This window comes from Nitratireductor aquibiodomus NL21 = JCM 21793, from assembly GCF_000615975.1.
GTDB classification, from domain to species: Bacteria; Pseudomonadota; Alphaproteobacteria; order Rhizobiales; family Rhizobiaceae; genus Nitratireductor; species Nitratireductor aquibiodomus.
The window spans coordinates 1-16,116 of the sequence record NZ_BAMP01000013.1 but is presented as its reverse complement, the minus strand read 5'-3'; the positions used below and the strand labels follow the sequence as shown (position 1 = coordinate 16,116).

Below are 16,116 nucleotides of genomic sequence, written 5' to 3'. Positions count from 1 at the left end.
ACCCCACGATCATCCTATTGTAAGAGAATCTCCCCAGACTGAGGGCCACACGTGACGACATTCGACAAGGTTGCCGACATCATCGCTGAAACCAGCGAGATCGACCGCGAGAAAATCACCCCCGAAAGCCACACCATCGACGATCTGGCATCGACAGCCTCGACTTCCTCGACATCGTCTTTGCCATCGACAAGGAATTCGGCATCAAGGTTCCGCTGGAAAAGTGGACCCAGGAAGTCAATGACGGCAAGGTTTCGACGGAAGAGTATTTCGTCATGAAAAACCTCTGCGCCAAGATCGACGATCTGGTGGCTGCAAAGGCCGGCTGAGTTTTCCTGACAGTGCACCGTTAAAGGAACGGCATGAGCCCGCGCGACGTAGTTATCACCGGTATGGGGATCGTTTCCTCGCTTGGCGAGGGTGTAGACGCCCACTGGCAGGCGCTGACGGCGAAAACGCCGTCTCCCGTCCTCGACAGGGAGCGGTTTGCGCCATACAGCATCCATCCCCTCCCCGAGATCGACTGGGGCCAGCAGATCCCGCGCCGCGGCGATCAGCGCCAGATGGAGACCTGGCAGCGGCTGGGCACCTATGCCGCGGGCCTGGCGCTCGACGATGCGGGCTTAAAGGACGACGAAGCGCTCTGCGCGACGATGGACATGGTGGTCGCCGCCGGTGGCGGCGAGCGTGACGAAACGGTGGACGAGGCCATCCTCGCCGCATCGCTCGAGCGTGAGGACCACGACATCCTGCTCAATGAGAAGCTGACGACCGAGCTGCGCCCGACGCTTTTCCTGGCGCAGCTTTCAAACCTGCTCGCCGGCAACATCTCCATCGTCCACAAGGTGACGGGATCGTCGCGCACTTTCATGGGCGAGGAAGGCGCCGGCGTCTCCGCCATTGAGACCGCCGCCGCGCGCATTCGCTCCGGTCAGTCCTCACATGTCCTGGTCGGCGCGTCCTTCCAGACCGAGCATTCCGACATGCTGCTTGCCTATGAGCTTGCCGGTTTTCTGCATCGTGAAGACTGGAAGCCGGTATGGCAGCGCAGCGAGGCAGAGGGCGGTGGTGTGGTCACCGGCTCCGGCGCGGCGTTCCTGATCCTGGAATCGCGCGAGCATGCGGAACAGCGTGGACGCAAGGCCTATGCATCCATCGGCCCGGTCGTCTCGCGCCGCACCCGCCGCAAGAGCGAACCCTTGGCCGACGGTATCGCAGGGATGCTCGATCAGCTCCCCCTTCCCAAAACACCTGTTCTTGCCCTTTCAGGCGCATCCGGTGCCCACGCGGCGACGGCAGCCGAACGCGAAGCGCTTGCCCGTCACGACAACATCGCGCTGCGCGGCTTCTCTTCGCTCACCGGCCATATGAAGGAAGCACAGTTTCCCTTCGCCGTAGCGTTGGCCGCGCTTGCCGTGCACCATGGCAGCCCCTACCCGGCTTTCGACGGCGCAAGCGAAGCCGCGTTCGACGGAAGCCCTGACGCAGTTCTGGCGACTGCAATCGGCTATCATTGCTACGAGGGAATGGGCCTGGTCAAAAAGGCCTGATCCTTCCGGCCCGGAGGATTTTAGAGAAAGCGATCCCGTGAAAACGACCGACAGCTTTGGAAGACCCGTTATCGCCGTAACCGGAATGGGCGTCGTCACCTCTCTCGGCCAGGGCCGACAGGAAAACTGGGACGCGCTGATCAGCGGGCGTTCGGGCATCCACCCCATCACGCGCTTCCCAACGGACCACATGGCGACCACCATTTCCGGCATGGTCGATTTCCTGCCGTCGAGCACCAGGGGTGCCAGCGTCCACACCCATCATCTTGCCGATCTCGTGGCGGCGGAAGCCATCGAACAGTCCGACCTGCCCGCATCCGATTTCGGCGGTCCGCTCTTTCTTGCCGCTCCTCCAGTGGAACTCGACTGGCATCATCGCCTTGCGCTTTATGCCAAAGCCCGCACTCACAACGGCAATCCTTCGCTCATCGAGGCCGCCCGCGAAGCGCGCGCATGGAGCTTTTCGAGGAAAGCCAGTTCGGCACCATCGCCGATCGCCTCGCCGAGCGCTATGGCACAAGCGGCCTGCCGATCACCATGTCGACCGCGTGCGCATCGGGCGCAACCGCGATCCAGCTCGGCACTGAAGCGATCCGCCGCGGGGAATGCAACCGGGCGCTTGCCATAGGCGCGGATGGTTCGGCGACCGCCGAAGCGCTGATCCGCTTTTCGCTTCTTTCTGCGCTGACCACCCAGAACGATGCGCCCGAAAAGGCCTCGCGCCCCTTCTCTAAGGACCGCAGCGGCTTTGTCCTTGCCGAAGGAGCCGGTGCGCTCGTCCTGGAATCGCTTGAAAGCGCGCTTGCGCGCGGTGCCGAAATTCTTGGCATCATGCGCGGCTGCGGCGAAAAGGCGGATGATTTCCATCGCACCCGCTCCAAGCCCGACGGCTCGCCCGCCATCGGAGCGGTCCGCGCGGCCCTGGCGGACGCTGGCATGGCTGAAGACGAGATCGAATATGTCAACGCGCACGGCACGTCTACGCCGGAAAACGACAAGATGGAGCATCTGTCTCTCTCGACCGTTTTCGGCGAGCGCATGAAGACAACGCCCATCTCCTCCAACAAGTCGATGATCGGCCACACGCTTTCGGCAGCCGGTGCCATCGAGGCCGTTTTCTCGCTGATGACCATGCGCGAGGGCGTCATTCCGCCCACCATCAATTACGACACGCCAGACCCGGCAATCGAGCTCGACGTGGTGCCGAATGTGAAGCGCGAGGCGCAGGTTTCGACCGTTCTGTCGAACTCCTTCGGCTTCGGCGGACAGAACACCTGCCTTGTCATGGCCCGCGAACCGGTCTAATCGACCCGTTCAGATTGCCCAAAACCATCGGAATTCATTATGCGCGCACTTCAACTCGTCGCCGACCGCAAGCTTGAAACCGTCGATCTTGCGCCGCCGCCCCCTCCCGGACAGGGCGAGGTGACATTGAAGATCCGTGCCGTCGCGCTCAATCACATCGATGTCTGGGGCTGGCGCGGCATGGCGTTTGCCAAGCGCAAGATGCCGCTCGTCGTTGGCGCGGAAGCCTCCGGCGTGGTCGAGACTGTCGGTCCCGGCGTCAGCAATCTGCTTCCAGGCCAGCTCGTTTCCATCTATGGCGCCCGCACCTGCGGTTTGTGCCGCCCCTGCCGCGAAGGCCGTGACAATCTGTGTGAACACGTCTCCGGCGTGCACGGTTTCCACCTCGACGGCTTTGCGCAGGAAAAGATCAACCTGCCGGCCCGCCTCCTCGTCCCCGCCCCGCCCGGCGTTGACGAGATCGGTGCAGCGGTCGCGCCCGTCACCTTCGGCACCGTCGAGCACATGCTGTTCGACAATGCGAAGCTCGAGCCAGGCGAAACCATTCTCGTTCAGGCCGGCGGTTCCGGCATTGGCACCGCCGCCATCCAGCTTGCCAAGAGCATGGGCTGCACCGTCATCACCACGGTCGGCTCCGAGGACAAGATGGAAAAGGCAAAGGCGCTCGGTGCCGATCATGTGATCAACTACCGCGAGGACCGCTTCGAGGGGGTTGTGCGCAAGATCACGAAGAAGCGCGGCGTCGATGTGGTGTTCGAGCATGTGGGTGCCGACACATGGGCAGGCTCGCTCCTTTCCATGAAGCGCGGCGGACGCCTCGTCACCTGCGGGTCCACCTCCGGTGTTTCCACCAACATGAACCTGATGCAGCTTTTCCAGCAGCAGCTCAAGATTTTCGGATCTTTCGGCTGCCGCATGGAAAACATGGCAGACGCCATGCAGAAGATGGCGCGCGGGCTGGCTTCCCCAGTGATCGATACCGAGGTGAGCTTTGCCGACATCGACAAGGCGCTCGCCCGCATGGAAGGCCGCGACGTGTTCGGCAAGATCATCCTGCGCGTGGACTGACCCGCGCCCATGAAGCGCTTTCTCCACACAACCGGTAAACGACTCAAAACGCTGGAATACTGGCTCACCGCGCGCCTGGTGATCGGTATTCTCACGCTCCTACGCCGCCTGCCACCGGAAAAAGCGCTTGATCTGGCCGAGAAAGTCGCGCGCATTTTCGGCCCGAAAGTGGGGCGGCACCGGCTGGCGGTCGACAATCTGCGTCAGGCTTATCCTGAAAAGGGTGATGCCGAGATCGAGGCCATAGCGCTCGACATGTGGGGCAACATGGCCCGGCTTGCCGTCGAGTATGTTTTTCTCGACAAGCTGTTCGATTTCGATCCCGAAGCCGATACGCCCGGTCGCGTCGAGGTAGAGGGCGTGGAGATATTCAAGCGACTGCGTGAGGAAAAAGGCGTCCCGCACATTTTCTTCACCGGCCATCTTGCAATTTCGAGTTTCTGCCCATCGCGGCCGCCCGCTTCGATCTTGCCACCACGTCGCTCTTTCGCCCTCCCAACAATCCCTATGTGGCCGACTACATTCTGGAGACCCGGCGCAGCGCCATGGGCGGGCTCGTGCCCTCCCAGGCGGGTGCTGCCCTCCAGCTTGCCCGCGTTCTCGACGATGGCGGTAATATCGGCGTTCTCGTCGACCAGAAGTTTCGCAAGGGCGTGAAGACGCGCTTCTTCGGCCGTGAATGCCGCACCAATCCGCTGCTCGCAAAGCTCGCGCGGCAATATGACTGCGACATTTACCCGGCACGCTGCAAGCGGCTACCCGGCGGGCGCTACCGCCTGATCGTCGAGGACAGGATTACCCTGCCCCGTGACGCGGATGGCGTCATCGACATCGAGGCCAGCGCCCAGTTGCTCAATGACGTGGTCGAGCGCTGGGTGCGCGAGGATCCTGGCCAGTGGATGTGGTTCCACAAGCGCTGGCAGATCTAGGGTCAGGACCCGAACGGTCAATCCGTAACGACGATCCGCGTGTTGCCGGGGCCGATCTTTTTCACCAGCGCATAGAGCCGCTTCGCGTTGGATGTGTGCAGGCGCACGCAGCCGTGTGAGGCGGGCCTGCCAAGCTTCGAAACGGCATTGGTCCCGTGAATGGCATAGCCACCGTAGTAAAAGATCGAATACGGCATGGGCGACATGTTGTATTTGCGCGAATGCCACATTCTGTGCATGCGCTTCGGTCGCCATTGCCCGCGTGGCGTCACATAGCCTCGCCGCGCGGTGGACACACGCCAGCGGTGCAGCACGCGCCCGCGATGCATCACCGTCATCGTCTGTTTGGAAACACTGACTTTAGCCACGAGGCTCGCGGCTACACTTTGAGCCACGCCGCCGGAAAAAATCAGGCCTGCAATGGCTACAGCAAAGAAAATTCGTTTCATGAGCGCCCCCCGCTGCATGTGTGAAGTTTCTACCCGTAGTCTTGGAATGCTTAGTTTCAATTCATGACGAAACCCCAAACGTCCTTGGTAAATAGAACTATACCTCTGTTTTTCGGGCAAGTTTCCACTGTTCACAATCGCGTGCAAGCGATCTTGCCAAGCCGGCTGCATATCGCTCTATTGCACACATGAACGAACAGCTTGCCCTGGCAGTGCGCCGCCGGACGGACGACCTCGTCGCACTCACTTCCGATCTGATCCGATTTCCCACGGTGAACCCGCCGGGCGACGCCTATGCGCCCTGTTGCGAATACATCGCGCGCCGCCTGAAGGCGAAAGGGTTTGCAACCCAATTCGTCCGCGGGACGGGCGCACCGGGCGATTCTGACCGTTACCCCCGCACCAATGTCATTGCCCGCCGCGAAGGCCGCAGCCCCGGCGCCACGGTTCATTTCAACTCCCATATCGACGTGGTGGAAGCGGGCGAAGGCTGGACGGTCGATCCCTATGCCGCCGTCGTAAAGGATGGCAAGGTTTTCGGGCGCGGAGCCTGCGACATGAAGGGCGGGCTTGCCGCCTCCATCATCGCCGCCGAAGCGTTTCTCGAAATCTATCCGGACTTTCCCGGTGCCATAGAGATTTCCGGGACGGCCGACGAGGAATCGGGCGGTTATGGCGGCGTCGCCTATCTGGCCGGCAAAGGCTTCTTTTCAAAGCCCCGCGTCGACCACGTCATCATTCCCGAACCGCTGAACAAGGACCGCATCTGCCTTGGCCATCGCGGCGTGTGGTGGGCGGAGATCGAAACGCGTGGTGCCATCGCCCATGGTGCAATGCCGTTTCTCGGCGATTCGGCCATCCGCCACATGGGCGCTTTGCTCCACGCTTTCGAGGAAGAGCTTTTTCCCGCCCTCGACGCCAAGGAAACCCGCATGCCGGTCGTGCCCGAAGGCGCGCGCCGCTCCACCATGAACATCAACTCGGTCCACGGCGGCCAGACGGAAGATTTCTTCCCCGGACTGCCCTCGCCCAATGTGGCCGATTCCTGCCGCATGGTGATCGACCGCCGGTTTCTGATCGAGGAAGACATTTCGCAGGTGAAGGGCGAAGTGGTTTCCATCCTCGAACGTCTGAAGCGCGAGCGTCCGAAATTCGACTACTCCATGCACGACCTGATGGAAGTCCTGCCGCTGATGACCGAGGAGGACGCACCCGTGCCGAGCGCCATCGCCGCCGGCATCCGTGAGGTTTTCGGCAAGGAGCCGGAATATGTCATCTCGCCCGGCACCTATGACCAGAAGCACATTTCGCGCATCGGGCACCTGCACGACTGCGTCGCCTACGGCCCCGGCATTCTCGACCTCGCCCACCAGCCCGACGAATGGGTCGGGATCGAGGACATGGTGCAGTCGGCGACCGTCATGGCCATGAGCCTCGACGTTCTGTTGCGCGGCGCAGCGCCACCTCGATAAACCTCGTTTCAATGCGTGATTTACAGCCGCGCTGAATCACGCTTCAATCCTGAAAAATCACACGGCCCTGCGGGAGAGAGACATGAAGACGATCAAGTCCATTATCGGCGGTGCAACGCTGTTACTGGCCGCGGGAACCGCCGCGCTCGCAGCACGCACCGATCTCGTCGTCGGCATCGTTCTGGAACCGCCGCATCTCGACCCGACCGCCAGCGCTGCTGCGGCAATCGACGAGATCCTCTACGCCAATCTCTTCCAGGGCCTGACCCGCATCGGCCGCAATGGCGAGGTCCTGCCCGCTCTTGCCGAAAGCTGGGAAGTCTCCGACGACGGCAGGACCTACACATTCAAGCTGCGTTCCGGTGTCACCTTCCACGATGGCACCACATTTGATGCCGAGGATGTGCAGTTCACGCTGGACCGGGCGCGCGCCGAAGATTCGACCAACGCGCAAAAACAGCTTTTTTCGGCAATCGATACCGTGGAGGCAGTCGACCCGGCCACGGTGAAGATCACGCTTTCGGCCCCGCAGGGCTCTTTCCTTTACAATCTCGGCTGGGGCGACGCGGTCATCGTTGCACCCGAATCCGCCGAAACCAACAAGGAAAACCCCATCGGCACAGGCCCCTTCAAATTCGACAGATGGGCAAAGGGATCGTCCGTCACGCTGGTGAAGAACCCGGACTACTGGGGCGAGCCCGCCGCGCTTGAAAAGGCCGAGTTCCGCGTCGTGCCCGATGCGGCTGCCGCCATCCCCGCCCTCTTATCGGGCGATGTGCAGGCCTTTCCGCAGATGCCCGCCGGCGACGCCCTCATCCAGATCGAGAGCGACCCGCGCTTCGTGGTCGCCATCGGTGCGACCGAGGGCGAAACGATCCTCTCCACCAACAATGGCAGGGAACCCTTCAGCAACATCAAGGTGCGTCAGGCCATCGCCCATGCGCTGAACCGCGAGGAGATCATCGCCGGCAACGGTTCGGGCTACGGCACGCCCATCGGCTCGCATTTCTCGCCCGCCAACGAGGCCTATGTCGATCTGACCGGCACCTATCCTTACGATCCCGCAAAGGCGAAGGCGCTTCTTGCTGAAGCCGGCTATCCCGATGGCTTCAAGGCGACGCTCAAGCTCCCGCCGCCGCCCTATGCGCGCGATGGCGGACAGGTCGTCGCCTCGCAGCTGCGCCAGATCGGCATCGAACTCGAGATCATTCCGGTCGAATGGGCGCAATGGCTCGAACAGGTGTTCAAGAACAAGGATTACGACCTCACCATCGTCTCCCACACGGAGCCGAACGACATCAACATCTATGGCCGCGACGATTATTACTTCAACTATAAGAACCCCGCCTTCAAGGAAGTCATGAACGCGCTTGAGGCGACAGCCGACCCGGAGAAGCGCATCGAGCTCTACCAGACCGCCCAGAAGATCATCGCCCAGGATGCGGTCAACGGTTTCATGTTCCAGCTTCCCAAGATCGGCGTCTGGGATGCCAAGCTCGAAGGCATGTGGGAAAACTCGCCCATTCAGGCCAATGACCTTACGGACGTCAGGTGGACTGACTGATCGTTGAAAGGAACCAGGCCGCGTACGCGGCCTGGTTCCGGGGTCGCCCATGCTCGCCTATCTCTTAAAACGCATCGCCATCGGCCTCGTCACGCTCATCGTGGCATCGGCTGTCGTGTTTCTCGTTCTTGAGATTGTCCCGGGCGACCCGGCCCTCGTGATGCTCGGCATGAACGCCGAACCCGAGGCACTGGCTGCCCTGCGCGAGGAAATGGGCCTCAATCAGCCGGTGCTTATGCGCTATCTCGGCTGGGTCTCGGGCATGGCGACCGGCGATTTCGGCAATTCCTATACCTATTCATCGCCGGTGCTCGAATTGATCGGCGAGCGCGTCATGGTCTCGCTGCCGCTCGCGCTCATCTCGCTTTTCCTGTCCACGGCAATCGCCCTGCCCGTCGGCATATTCGCCGCCTCAAGGCGCGGAAAGCCTGCCGACACGATCAGCATGGGCGCGGCCAGATCGGTGTCGCCATCCCCAATTTCTGGTTCGCGCTCATCCTGATCTATCTCTTCGCAGTATGGCTTCGCCTCGTGCCTGCCGGCGGCTTTCCGGGCTGGGATGCAGGACTGTGGGCCGGATTGAAGGCCCTTCTTCTGCCCGCCATCGCTCTTGCCCTTCCGCAGGCGGCAATCCTCGCACGCGTCACCCGTTCGGCCATGCTTGAAGTGCTCGGCGAAGACTATATCCGCACCGCGCGCGCCAAGGGCATGCCGCGCCGCATTGTTCTGTGGCACCACGCGCTGCGCAATGCGCTCATTCCGGTTCTCACCATTCTCGGCCTGCAATTCGCCTTTCTGCTTGCCGGCACCATCATCATCGAGAATGTGTTTTATCTGCCCGGCCTCGGGCGTCTTGTCTTCCAGGCCATCACCCAGCGCGATCTGATCGTCGTGGAAGGCGTGGTGATGCTGCTGGTCGCCACGGTCATCACCGTCAACATTCTGGTCGATATCGGCTATGCAATCGTCGATCCGCGCCTGAGGACCCGCCGATGACCCCCGACGCGCCTGCACCGGAAGCCCCGCCCGAACGCCACTTCCTGCAGGCGGCGCTTGCCAACCGTTCCTTCGTGATCGGCCTTGTCATCACCGCCATTGTCGCCGCCATGGCGCTCCTTTCCTTCGTGTGGACACCCTACGACATCACCCATCTTGTCGTGGCCGACCGCATGAAGGACCTGTCGATTGCCCATCCGCTGGGCACCGACCATCTCGGCCGCGACATTCTTTCCATGATCATGATCGGCGCACGCAACTCAATCGCAGTTGCCATCGTTGCCGTCGGCATCGGCATGGGGCTCGGCGTGCCGCTCGGCACATGGGCGGCGGCACGCGGCGGCCTGGTCGATGAAATCCTGATGCGCTTCAACGATCTCGTCTTCGCCTTCCCGGCCCTTCTGTCAGCCATCATGATCACCGCCATTTTTGGCCCCGGAGCGATCAACGCCATCATAGCCATCGGCATTTTCAACGTACCGGTCTTTGCCCGCGTGGCGCGTGCCGGCGCGCTGTCCATCTGGCCGCGCGAATTCATCCTCGCTGCCCGTGCCGCCGGCAAGAGCAAGACGCTCATCACCATCGAGCACATCCTGCCCAACATTGTTGCGCTGCTGCTCGTACAGGGCACGATCCAGTTTGCACTGGGCATTCTGGCCGAAGCCGGCCTCTCCTATCTCGGCCTCGGCGCGCAGCCTCCCATGCCGTCCTGGGGGCGCATGCTGTTCGAAGCGCAGACACGCATGATGATCGCCCCGCATCTCGCCATTTTTCCGGGCCTTGCCATCGTCATCACGGTGCTGGGGCTCAACCTTCTGGGCGACGGCCTGCGCGACCTTCTCGACCCGCGGCTGAGGCGCGAGCGATGAGCCTTCTCCAGATCGAAAACCTGTCGCTCTCCATTGCCGGCTATCCGGTCTTGAAGGACATCGACCTTGAAATCCAGCCCGGCGAGGTTCTTGGCCTTGTCGGCGAATCCGGATCCGGAAAATCGATGACCGCCCTCACCGTCATGCAGCTCCTGCCTGAGCTTGCACGGGCAAAGGGCCGCGTTGTCTTCGACGGGATCGACATTCTGTCAGCCCCAGAAGAGGCTATGTGCCGTCTGCGCGGCGACGATCTCGGCATGGTCTTTCAGGAGCCCATGACCGCGCTCAATCCGGTCAAGACCATCGGCGAGCAGGTGGCCGAAGGCATTCGCTGGCACACCGGCGCCAACCGGCCGGATGCCGAGGCACGCACCCGCGCCATTCTTGAACGCGTTGGTCTGCCTGAGGCCAGATTTCCGCTCTCCCGATATCCCCACGAGCTCTCCGGCGGCCAGCGCCAGCGTGTCGTCATCGCCATTGCCTGCGCGTTGAAACCCAAGCTGCTGATCGCCGACGAGCCCACCACCGCGCTCGACGTGGTGCTTCAGGCGCAATTCCTCGACCTGCTTCGCGATCTGGTGGAAGAAAACCGCATGGGGCTTCTGCTCATCTCGCACGATCTCGCCGTCGTCGCAGACATGGCCGACCGCGTGACCGTAATGCGTCATGGCGCGGTGATGGAAAGCGGCCCCACCGCGAACGTTCTGAGCCAGCAGAAACATCCCTATACGCGTCAGCTCGCCGAAGCCTCCACCCATGTGCCGGCGAGAGCCCGGCCGCAGGAAGCAGACGGCGAGAGGCGTCAGACGCCGCTCCTCACCGTTTCCAGCGTAACGCGTGATTATCCGGGCCGTCGCAGGGGGCTGTTTTCCCGTCCCGAACCCTTCCGCGCCGTGGACAATGTCAGTTTCTCGCTCATGCCCGGTCATGCGGTGGCGCTGGTCGGGCGGTCGGGATGCGGAAAATCCACGCTGGCCCGCATGATCCTGGCGCTCGACACGCCGACATCGGGCGAAATCCGGCTCGATGGCGAGGCGCTCGGTGGCAAGAGCGAGCATGAGCTGCGCCACGCCCGCCGCAACATGCAGGTGGTGTTTCAGGACCCCTATGGCTCCTTCAACCCGCGCCATCAGGTGGAGCGGCTGGTGGCAGAACCCCTGCATCTGCTTGATCAGAAACCCTCGGCCAGCGAGCGCCGCGAACGGGTGGCCGAAGCGCTCGAATCCGTCGGCCTGACAGCCGGTGATATGCGCAAATACCCCCATGAGTTTTCCGGCGGTCAGCGCCAGCGCATTTCCATCGCCCGCGCCATCATCACCCGCCCGAAGCTCATCGTCGCCGACGAACCGGTCTCGGCCCTCGACGTCTCGATCCGTGCACAGGTTCTCGACCTCTTCGCCGATCTCAACAAGCGCCTCGATCTAACCTATCTCTTCATCACGCATGATCTAACGGTTGCCCGCGCAATCACCGACGAAGTCATGGTCATGCATGAGGGACGCATCGTCGAAAACGGCCCTACCGCAACTGTTTTGAGACACCCGGAATCGGAAGCGGCCCAGGCGCTTGTCAATGCCGCCCCCGATCTGGAGCGAGCCATAAGTGCGCGGCTGGCCAGGCAGCATATCTGAGTTCCTGCTTCACATCGTATGCGCGCGCGTTGCAGTCGTAGTGCAGCCGGCCGGCTCTTCTCATGCCTGCAGGTTTCACCTCAGCCGGACAGATGCGCCACTTCGTCTGCGCCTAGGCCCAGCACGTCACACACCCGCGCCGTCAGTCGCTCGGTCCGGGAGGCAAGCTCCGCGTCACGCATCGCCAGTTCGAACAGTGTTTCGGCAAGGATCAGCCGACGCTCCTGGCTCATCTGACGCAGGCTCGCTCTCGCCTGCATCACTTCAGTCTCCGTTGCCAGCGCTTCGAGCGTGCCGACAATATCCGCGGTGTCGTCCTCGGAAAGCTTGAGCATTGCGGAAGCGAAACGGCCAAGAACAGCCTTCTCACGGTTTCCCGGCACCTCATCGGTCAATGCCAGACGAAGCAGAAGGAGCACGTCGGCGGCCATGGCATTCAAAGCGGCTGACATCGAAGGCCCCTCCGCTCCTGAACCGGACTCTGGCGATGCAAACATGGCTTGCTCCCGGTTTCTTCGTCCGTCACGATGACGCTCTGGCAGTAATCAAGTACAACCCTTCCAGACAGGCTCAACAAGCAGCTTCGCCAGGGCAGTTCTGTCATTCATTGCACCACAGCGCAAAGCTTCCTGTACAGTCGCAAATCCACCTTGCGGTGTGCATCCGGTTGTGCTGCAAGAAGCCATCTTACCGCTGGCTACCCCCTGAACATGTTTGAAGCAAGTCTCGAAATTCTCCTGCTGTTGACGCTGGCCGCATTTTTTGCCGGTTTCATGGACGCGATTGCCGGCGGTGGAGGCCTCGTCACCATCCCGGCACTGTTGCTCGCGGGCTTCCCGCCGGTGCTGGCGCTCGGCACCAACAAGCTGCAGGGCATGTTCGGCAGCGGAGCCGCTGCATACGCCTACGCAAAAGCCGGGCATGTCCGCGTTTCGAGCCAGATTTTTCCGGCAGTTTTCTCTTTCCTGGCATCCATCGCCGGTGCGCTTGTGGCCACGGTTCTGCCGGCTGATCTGCTGCGCGGCATGCTCCCTTTCCTGCTGATAGCGGTTGCGCTCTATTTCGCGTTTAAACCGAATTTGAACGACATTGACCGCGCCCAGCGCATCACCCCGTTCCTTTTTGGCCTGACCATCGCACCCCTACTGGGGTTTTACGACGGCGCGTTCGGTCCTGGAACGGGATCGTTCTTCATGCTCGCTTTCGTCGGCCTCGCCGGCCAGGGCATGCTCAAGGCGACAGCCCACACGAAGTTCCTCAATTTCGCATCCAATGTCGGCGGTTTTGCCGCCTTCGCTGCGGTCGGGGCAATTGCATGGAAAGTGGGGCTGGTCATGGGCCTGGCGCAGATCGCCGGAGCACGCATCGGCGCCGCCTTTGCCATGAAGAAGGGCGCGCGCATCATCAAGCCGCTGCTGGTTCTGGTTTGCGTTGCCCTGGCAGTGCGGCTCCTGATGGACGGTGACAACCCGCTCCTGCGATATATTGGCCTATAAGTTGTAACTGGCTTTATCTTTTCCCCGCTAACACTTGATCGGGGATACCCATGACACTCAACGCACCCTCCAAGCTCGTTTTCCTTCTCAGCCTCGTTATCGCCGTAATCGCGCTTCTCGCGGCTCTGAACCTGCTGTCCTTCGTGCCGATCCCCTCTTTCTGGATCATGACACTGGCCTACATCCTGCTTGCAGGAGGAACGATGCTGAAAGGCGTCTGAAGTCCTTTCCAGAAAGGGCGCGCGGCACTATCGTGCCTGCATGTACGATGTTTCAGGACTTCCAGGACTGGAAACGGCGGCAGGCCTTCTTCCGCCGGATCCTGACTGCTTTTTCCTCATCAGGCGCCCTCCACAACCAGCGTTTTGCGACGCGGTCCTCGGCTTCACCGGCTATGCCGAGCGCACGAGCGGTCATTTTCGTCAGATACAGGCTGCGCCGCTGGCCGTGCCGCTGATCATCAGTTTTTCGTCTTTTTTCACCATCGCGCTTGGCCGCACACCGAAGCAGGATGAACGGTTCGCCTGTTTCACTTCAGGCCTCTATGCCGGACCGGCGGTCATCGACTCCTTCGGCGCCAGCGCCTGTATCCAGGTCGATTTCACGCCGATCGGCGCACGCCGCTTCTTCGGTGTGCCGATGCATGAGCTCGCCGCGCGCATGGTTCCGCTCGACGACATTCTGGGGCCGCTTGCCTGGCACCTGCGCGAGCGTCTTGGAGCGGAGCCCGACTGGAACCGCCGCCTCGGTATCGTCGAGAGCATTGTCTATCGGCGCCTGCTTGAAGCGTCGGCGCCGGATCGGAAAACCGCCATCGCCCTGCGGCGCATCGCGACCTCTCACGGATCGGCATCCATGGCCGATATCGCTGCCGAACTCGATTGCAGCCGCAAGCACCTCGTCGAAATGTTCCATCGAAACGTGGGGATCGCGCCCAAGACCTATGCGCGCATGGTGCGATTTCACCGCGTGCGGCAGCTTGCCATGAGCAGCGGGCGGGCCATGGCTGATGTAGCGCTTGAATGCGGCTTTTCCGATCAGGCACATATGAGCCGCGATTTTATGGAGTTTTCCGGTGAGACCCCGTCCCGCTGGAAACGCCGCGTCAGCTGATCAGCGGTAACATTTCTTCAAGACGTTTCCGCGTGCCGGTGACAATGTGGCGGCGTGAGAAACGGAGAGAGTGATGAGCCAGATCATCCCGCTTGAGGCCCCACGCATCTACCCCACCTTTCGCTACCGCGATGCCGCCCGCATGGCCGACTGGCTTGTCGAGGCATTCGGCTTCCGCGTCCACGCCAGCCACGAGCGCGAAGGTCGCATCGTCCATGCCGAGCTTGCCCTTGGGTCGTCCATGATCATGATCGGCGAAACGGCCGACGATGCCTATGGCGACCTGGTGGGCACGCCGGGCGCGACAGGAGGCAAATCCACCTATGTGGCGATCGACGATGCAGATCTCCTTTACGCCCGGGCGCGGGGCGCCGGCGCGAAAATCCTGCAGGACCTGAGCGACACGGACTATGGCAGCCGCGATTTCATCTGCGCCGATCCCGAAGGCAATGTCTGGTGCTTTGGCACCTACTGGCCAAAGGCGCATGAAAACCCTGCCGCCGAGTAGGGTCAGCGCGCCGCGGCCAGCAGGGCATCGCAATCGAGATGCCGTTCGAGTTTTAGGGCGATGTCGTCGAGCGCGGTCTCGACCTGGGCGCGATAGCTGCCCCCGCCCGTCTCGATGCCAAACTCGCTGAGAAACCGCGCCCGAAAAGCATCGGAGCCGAACAGACCGTGCAGATAGGTGCCCGACACCCTGCCATCCCCTGACGTCGCGCCCTCTGCCCGGTCGCCGATCATGGCAACGGGCCGGGCGCAGTCCTCCCCTTCCGTCCGGCCGATGTGGATTTCGTATCCTGTGACCGGCACGCGGTATCTGGCCGAGACGGCCTCCACCTCGCGCAGCGCTTTCTGATGCTGCATGACCGTCTCGACATCCAGCAGACCGAGCCCCTCGACACGGCCTGCCGCGCCCTCGAACCCTTCCGGGTCCTCCACACTGCGGCCCAGCATCTGATAACCCCCGCACAGGCCGACGATATACCCGCCGCGCTCCCGGTGCGCTTTCAGGTCTTCGTCCCAGCCCTGCCGGCGCAGGAAGGCGAGATCGCCGATGGTCGATTTCGAACCCGGCAGCACGATCAACCCCGCATCGCGCGGCAGGCGCTCGCCCGGCGGCACAAACACCACCTCCACCTCGGGTTCGGCCGAGAGCGGGTCGAGATCGTCGAAATTGGCGATGCGCGAAAGCATCGGAACGGCGACCCTGAGCTTAGCCGGCAGCACACTCGTGCGGCGCGCCAGCGCGACCGAATCCTCCGGCGGAAGGCGGTGCGCTTCGGAAAGCCACGGCACCACACCGAAAGAGGGCCAGCCGGTGAAATCGTGAATGGCGGCAATCCCGTCGTCGAACAGCGAGAGATCGCCGCGAAACTTGTTCACGATATAGCCAACGATCATGCGCCGGTCCGCTTCATCGAGGATCAGATGCGTGCCGGCCAGCGCCGCGATCACGCCGCCCCGGTCGATGTCGCCCACCAGCACCACCGGCACGTCGGCTTCAGTGGCAAACCCCATATTGGCGATGTCGCGCGCACGCAGATTGATCTCGGCCGGCGATCCCGCCCCCTCGACGATCACCAGGTCCGCCTCCTTGCGCAGCCGTTCGAAGGATTCCAGCACCGGCGCCATCAGCGCGCCCTTGCTGCGCTGATAGTCGCGCGCCCGCGCGGA

The 16,116-nt window shown here is 62.3% G+C and carries 13 protein-coding genes and 4 pseudogenes; 14 read left to right on the top strand and 3 right to left on the bottom strand.

Annotation, left to right across the window (positions count from 1 at the left end; genetic code table 11):
• Positions 1 to 51: 51 nt before the first annotated feature.
• The 5 genes and pseudogenes from JCM21793_RS28600 to JCM21793_RS24375 all read left to right on the top strand — a co-directional run bounded on the left by JCM21793_RS28600 (position 52) and on the right by JCM21793_RS24375 (position 4,852).
• Positions 52 to 329, top strand: a pseudogene (locus JCM21793_RS28600) (acyl carrier protein).
• Between the two features lie 33 nt (positions 330 to 362).
• Complete coding sequence (locus tag JCM21793_RS05720; RefSeq protein ID WP_007009718.1) at positions 363 to 1,550, top strand: beta-ketoacyl-ACP synthase; 1,188 nt, start codon at positions 363 to 365, stop codon at positions 1,548 to 1,550.
• Positions 1,551 to 1,635: 85 nt separating this feature from the next.
• A pseudogene (locus JCM21793_RS24380) lies at positions 1,636 to 2,855 on the top strand (beta-ketoacyl-ACP synthase).
• Positions 2,856 to 2,894: 39 nt separating this feature from the next.
• Entirely contained in the window at positions 2,895 to 3,923 is a 1,029-nt protein-coding gene (locus JCM21793_RS05710; RefSeq protein WP_007009720.1) for a zinc-binding dehydrogenase, read from the top strand.
• A 9-nt stretch (positions 3,924 to 3,932) separates the two neighbouring features.
• Positions 3,933 to 4,852: pseudogene (locus JCM21793_RS24375) on the top strand (lipid A biosynthesis lauroyl acyltransferase).
• Between the two features lie 17 nt (positions 4,853 to 4,869).
• Here the strand turns inward: JCM21793_RS24375 and JCM21793_RS05700 are convergent.
• Positions 4,870 to 5,301 carry a L,D-transpeptidase gene (locus tag JCM21793_RS05700; protein WP_025029740.1) on the bottom strand — a complete coding sequence of 144 codons (432 nt, stop codon included), beginning with the start codon at positions 5,299 to 5,301 and terminating at the stop codon, positions 4,870 to 4,872.
• 188 nt (positions 5,302 to 5,489) lie between these two features.
• Here JCM21793_RS05700 and JCM21793_RS05695 point away from each other — a divergent pair, with 188 nt between their 5' ends.
• The 5 genes and pseudogenes from JCM21793_RS05695 to JCM21793_RS05675 all read left to right on the top strand — a co-directional run bounded on the left by JCM21793_RS05695 (position 5,490) and on the right by JCM21793_RS05675 (position 11,833).
• Positions 5,490 to 6,773 (top strand): acetylornithine deacetylase/succinyl-diaminopimelate desuccinylase family protein, encoded by a 1,284-nt coding sequence (locus JCM21793_RS05695; RefSeq protein WP_025029739.1) that lies wholly within the window; start codon positions 5,490 to 5,492, stop codon positions 6,771 to 6,773.
• Between the two features lie 82 nt (positions 6,774 to 6,855).
• Positions 6,856 to 8,337 (top strand): ABC transporter substrate-binding protein, encoded by a 1,482-nt coding sequence (locus tag JCM21793_RS05690; RefSeq protein WP_025029738.1) that lies wholly within the window; start codon positions 6,856 to 6,858, stop codon positions 8,335 to 8,337.
• A gap of 49 nt (positions 8,338 to 8,386) precedes the next feature.
• Positions 8,387 to 9,333: pseudogene (locus JCM21793_RS24370) on the top strand (ABC transporter permease).
• Complete coding sequence (locus JCM21793_RS05680; protein ID WP_025029737.1) at positions 9,330 to 10,202, top strand: ABC transporter permease; 873 nt, start codon at positions 9,330 to 9,332, stop codon at positions 10,200 to 10,202. The pseudogene JCM21793_RS24370 and the gene JCM21793_RS05680 overlap by 4 nt, the downstream one beginning before the upstream one ends.
• Entirely contained in the window at positions 10,199 to 11,833 is a 1,635-nt protein-coding gene (locus JCM21793_RS05675) for an ABC transporter ATP-binding protein (protein ID WP_025029736.1), read from the top strand. Before JCM21793_RS05680 ends, JCM21793_RS05675 begins: the two co-directional genes overlap by 4 nt.
• 80 nt (positions 11,834 to 11,913) lie before the next feature.
• On the opposite strand, the gene JCM21793_RS05670 is transcribed toward JCM21793_RS05675, so the two are convergent.
• Positions 11,914 to 12,285, bottom strand: coding sequence for a TerB family tellurite resistance protein (locus tag JCM21793_RS05670; protein WP_007009727.1), 372 nt, complete (start codon positions 12,283 to 12,285; stop codon positions 11,914 to 11,916).
• Positions 12,286 to 12,543: 258 nt separating this feature from the next.
• Between JCM21793_RS05670 and JCM21793_RS05665 the strand changes: the two genes are divergently transcribed.
• The 4 genes from JCM21793_RS05665 (at position 12,544) to JCM21793_RS05650 (ending at position 14,950) form a co-directional block, all read left to right on the top strand.
• Complete coding sequence (locus JCM21793_RS05665) at positions 12,544 to 13,329, top strand: TSUP family transporter (protein WP_007009728.1); 786 nt, start codon at positions 12,544 to 12,546, stop codon at positions 13,327 to 13,329.
• A 50-nt stretch (positions 13,330 to 13,379) separates the two neighbouring features.
• The gene (locus JCM21793_RS29695) at positions 13,380 to 13,550 is read left to right on the top strand and encodes a hypothetical protein (protein WP_007009729.1); all 171 of its coding nucleotides are present in this window, start codon (positions 13,380 to 13,382) and stop codon (positions 13,548 to 13,550) included.
• Between the two features lie 40 nt (positions 13,551 to 13,590).
• Positions 13,591 to 14,442 carry a helix-turn-helix domain-containing protein gene (locus tag JCM21793_RS05655; protein WP_025029735.1) on the top strand — a complete coding sequence of 284 codons (852 nt, stop codon included), beginning with the start codon at positions 13,591 to 13,593 and terminating at the stop codon, positions 14,440 to 14,442.
• Between the two features lie 73 nt (positions 14,443 to 14,515).
• On the top strand, positions 14,516 to 14,950 hold the full coding sequence (locus tag JCM21793_RS05650; protein ID WP_007009731.1) for a VOC family protein: 435 nt from the start codon (positions 14,516 to 14,518) through the stop codon (positions 14,948 to 14,950).
• A gap of 2 nt (positions 14,951 to 14,952) precedes the next feature.
• Here the strand turns inward: JCM21793_RS05650 and JCM21793_RS05645 are convergent.
• Positions 14,953 to 16,116, bottom strand: a 1,164-nt coding sequence (locus JCM21793_RS05645) for a cobyric acid synthase (protein ID WP_025029734.1), incomplete at its 5' end; no start/stop codon positions are given.

What these genes read in the sequence shown, in the direction of transcription:
- JCM21793_RS05720 (WP_007009718.1), top strand. Translation starts at nt 363, where the DNA reads ATGAGCCCGCGCGACGTAGTTATCACCGGTATGGGGATCGTTTCCTCG.
- JCM21793_RS05710 (WP_007009720.1), top strand. Translation starts at nt 2,895, where the DNA reads ATGCGCGCACTTCAACTCGTCGCCGACCGCAAGCTTGAAACCGTCGAT.
- JCM21793_RS05700 (WP_025029740.1), bottom strand. Translation starts at nt 5,301, where the DNA reads ATGAAACGAATTTTCTTTGCTGTAGCCATTGCAGGCCTGATTTTTTCC.
- JCM21793_RS05695 (WP_025029739.1), top strand. Translation starts at nt 5,490, where the DNA reads ATGAACGAACAGCTTGCCCTGGCAGTGCGCCGCCGGACGGACGACCTC.
- JCM21793_RS05690 (WP_025029738.1), top strand. Translation starts at nt 6,856, where the DNA reads ATGAAGACGATCAAGTCCATTATCGGCGGTGCAACGCTGTTACTGGCC.
- JCM21793_RS05680 (WP_025029737.1), top strand. Translation starts at nt 9,330, where the DNA reads ATGACCCCCGACGCGCCTGCACCGGAAGCCCCGCCCGAACGCCACTTC.
- JCM21793_RS05675 (WP_025029736.1), top strand. Translation starts at nt 10,199, where the DNA reads ATGAGCCTTCTCCAGATCGAAAACCTGTCGCTCTCCATTGCCGGCTAT.
- JCM21793_RS05670 (WP_007009727.1), bottom strand. Translation starts at nt 12,285, where the DNA reads ATGTCAGCCGCTTTGAATGCCATGGCCGCCGACGTGCTCCTTCTGCTT.
- JCM21793_RS05665 (WP_007009728.1), top strand. Translation starts at nt 12,544, where the DNA reads ATGTTTGAAGCAAGTCTCGAAATTCTCCTGCTGTTGACGCTGGCCGCA.
- JCM21793_RS29695 (WP_007009729.1), top strand. Translation starts at nt 13,380, where the DNA reads ATGACACTCAACGCACCCTCCAAGCTCGTTTTCCTTCTCAGCCTCGTT.
- JCM21793_RS05655 (WP_025029735.1), top strand. Translation starts at nt 13,591, where the DNA reads ATGTACGATGTTTCAGGACTTCCAGGACTGGAAACGGCGGCAGGCCTT.
- JCM21793_RS05650 (WP_007009731.1), top strand. Translation starts at nt 14,516, where the DNA reads ATGAGCCAGATCATCCCGCTTGAGGCCCCACGCATCTACCCCACCTTT.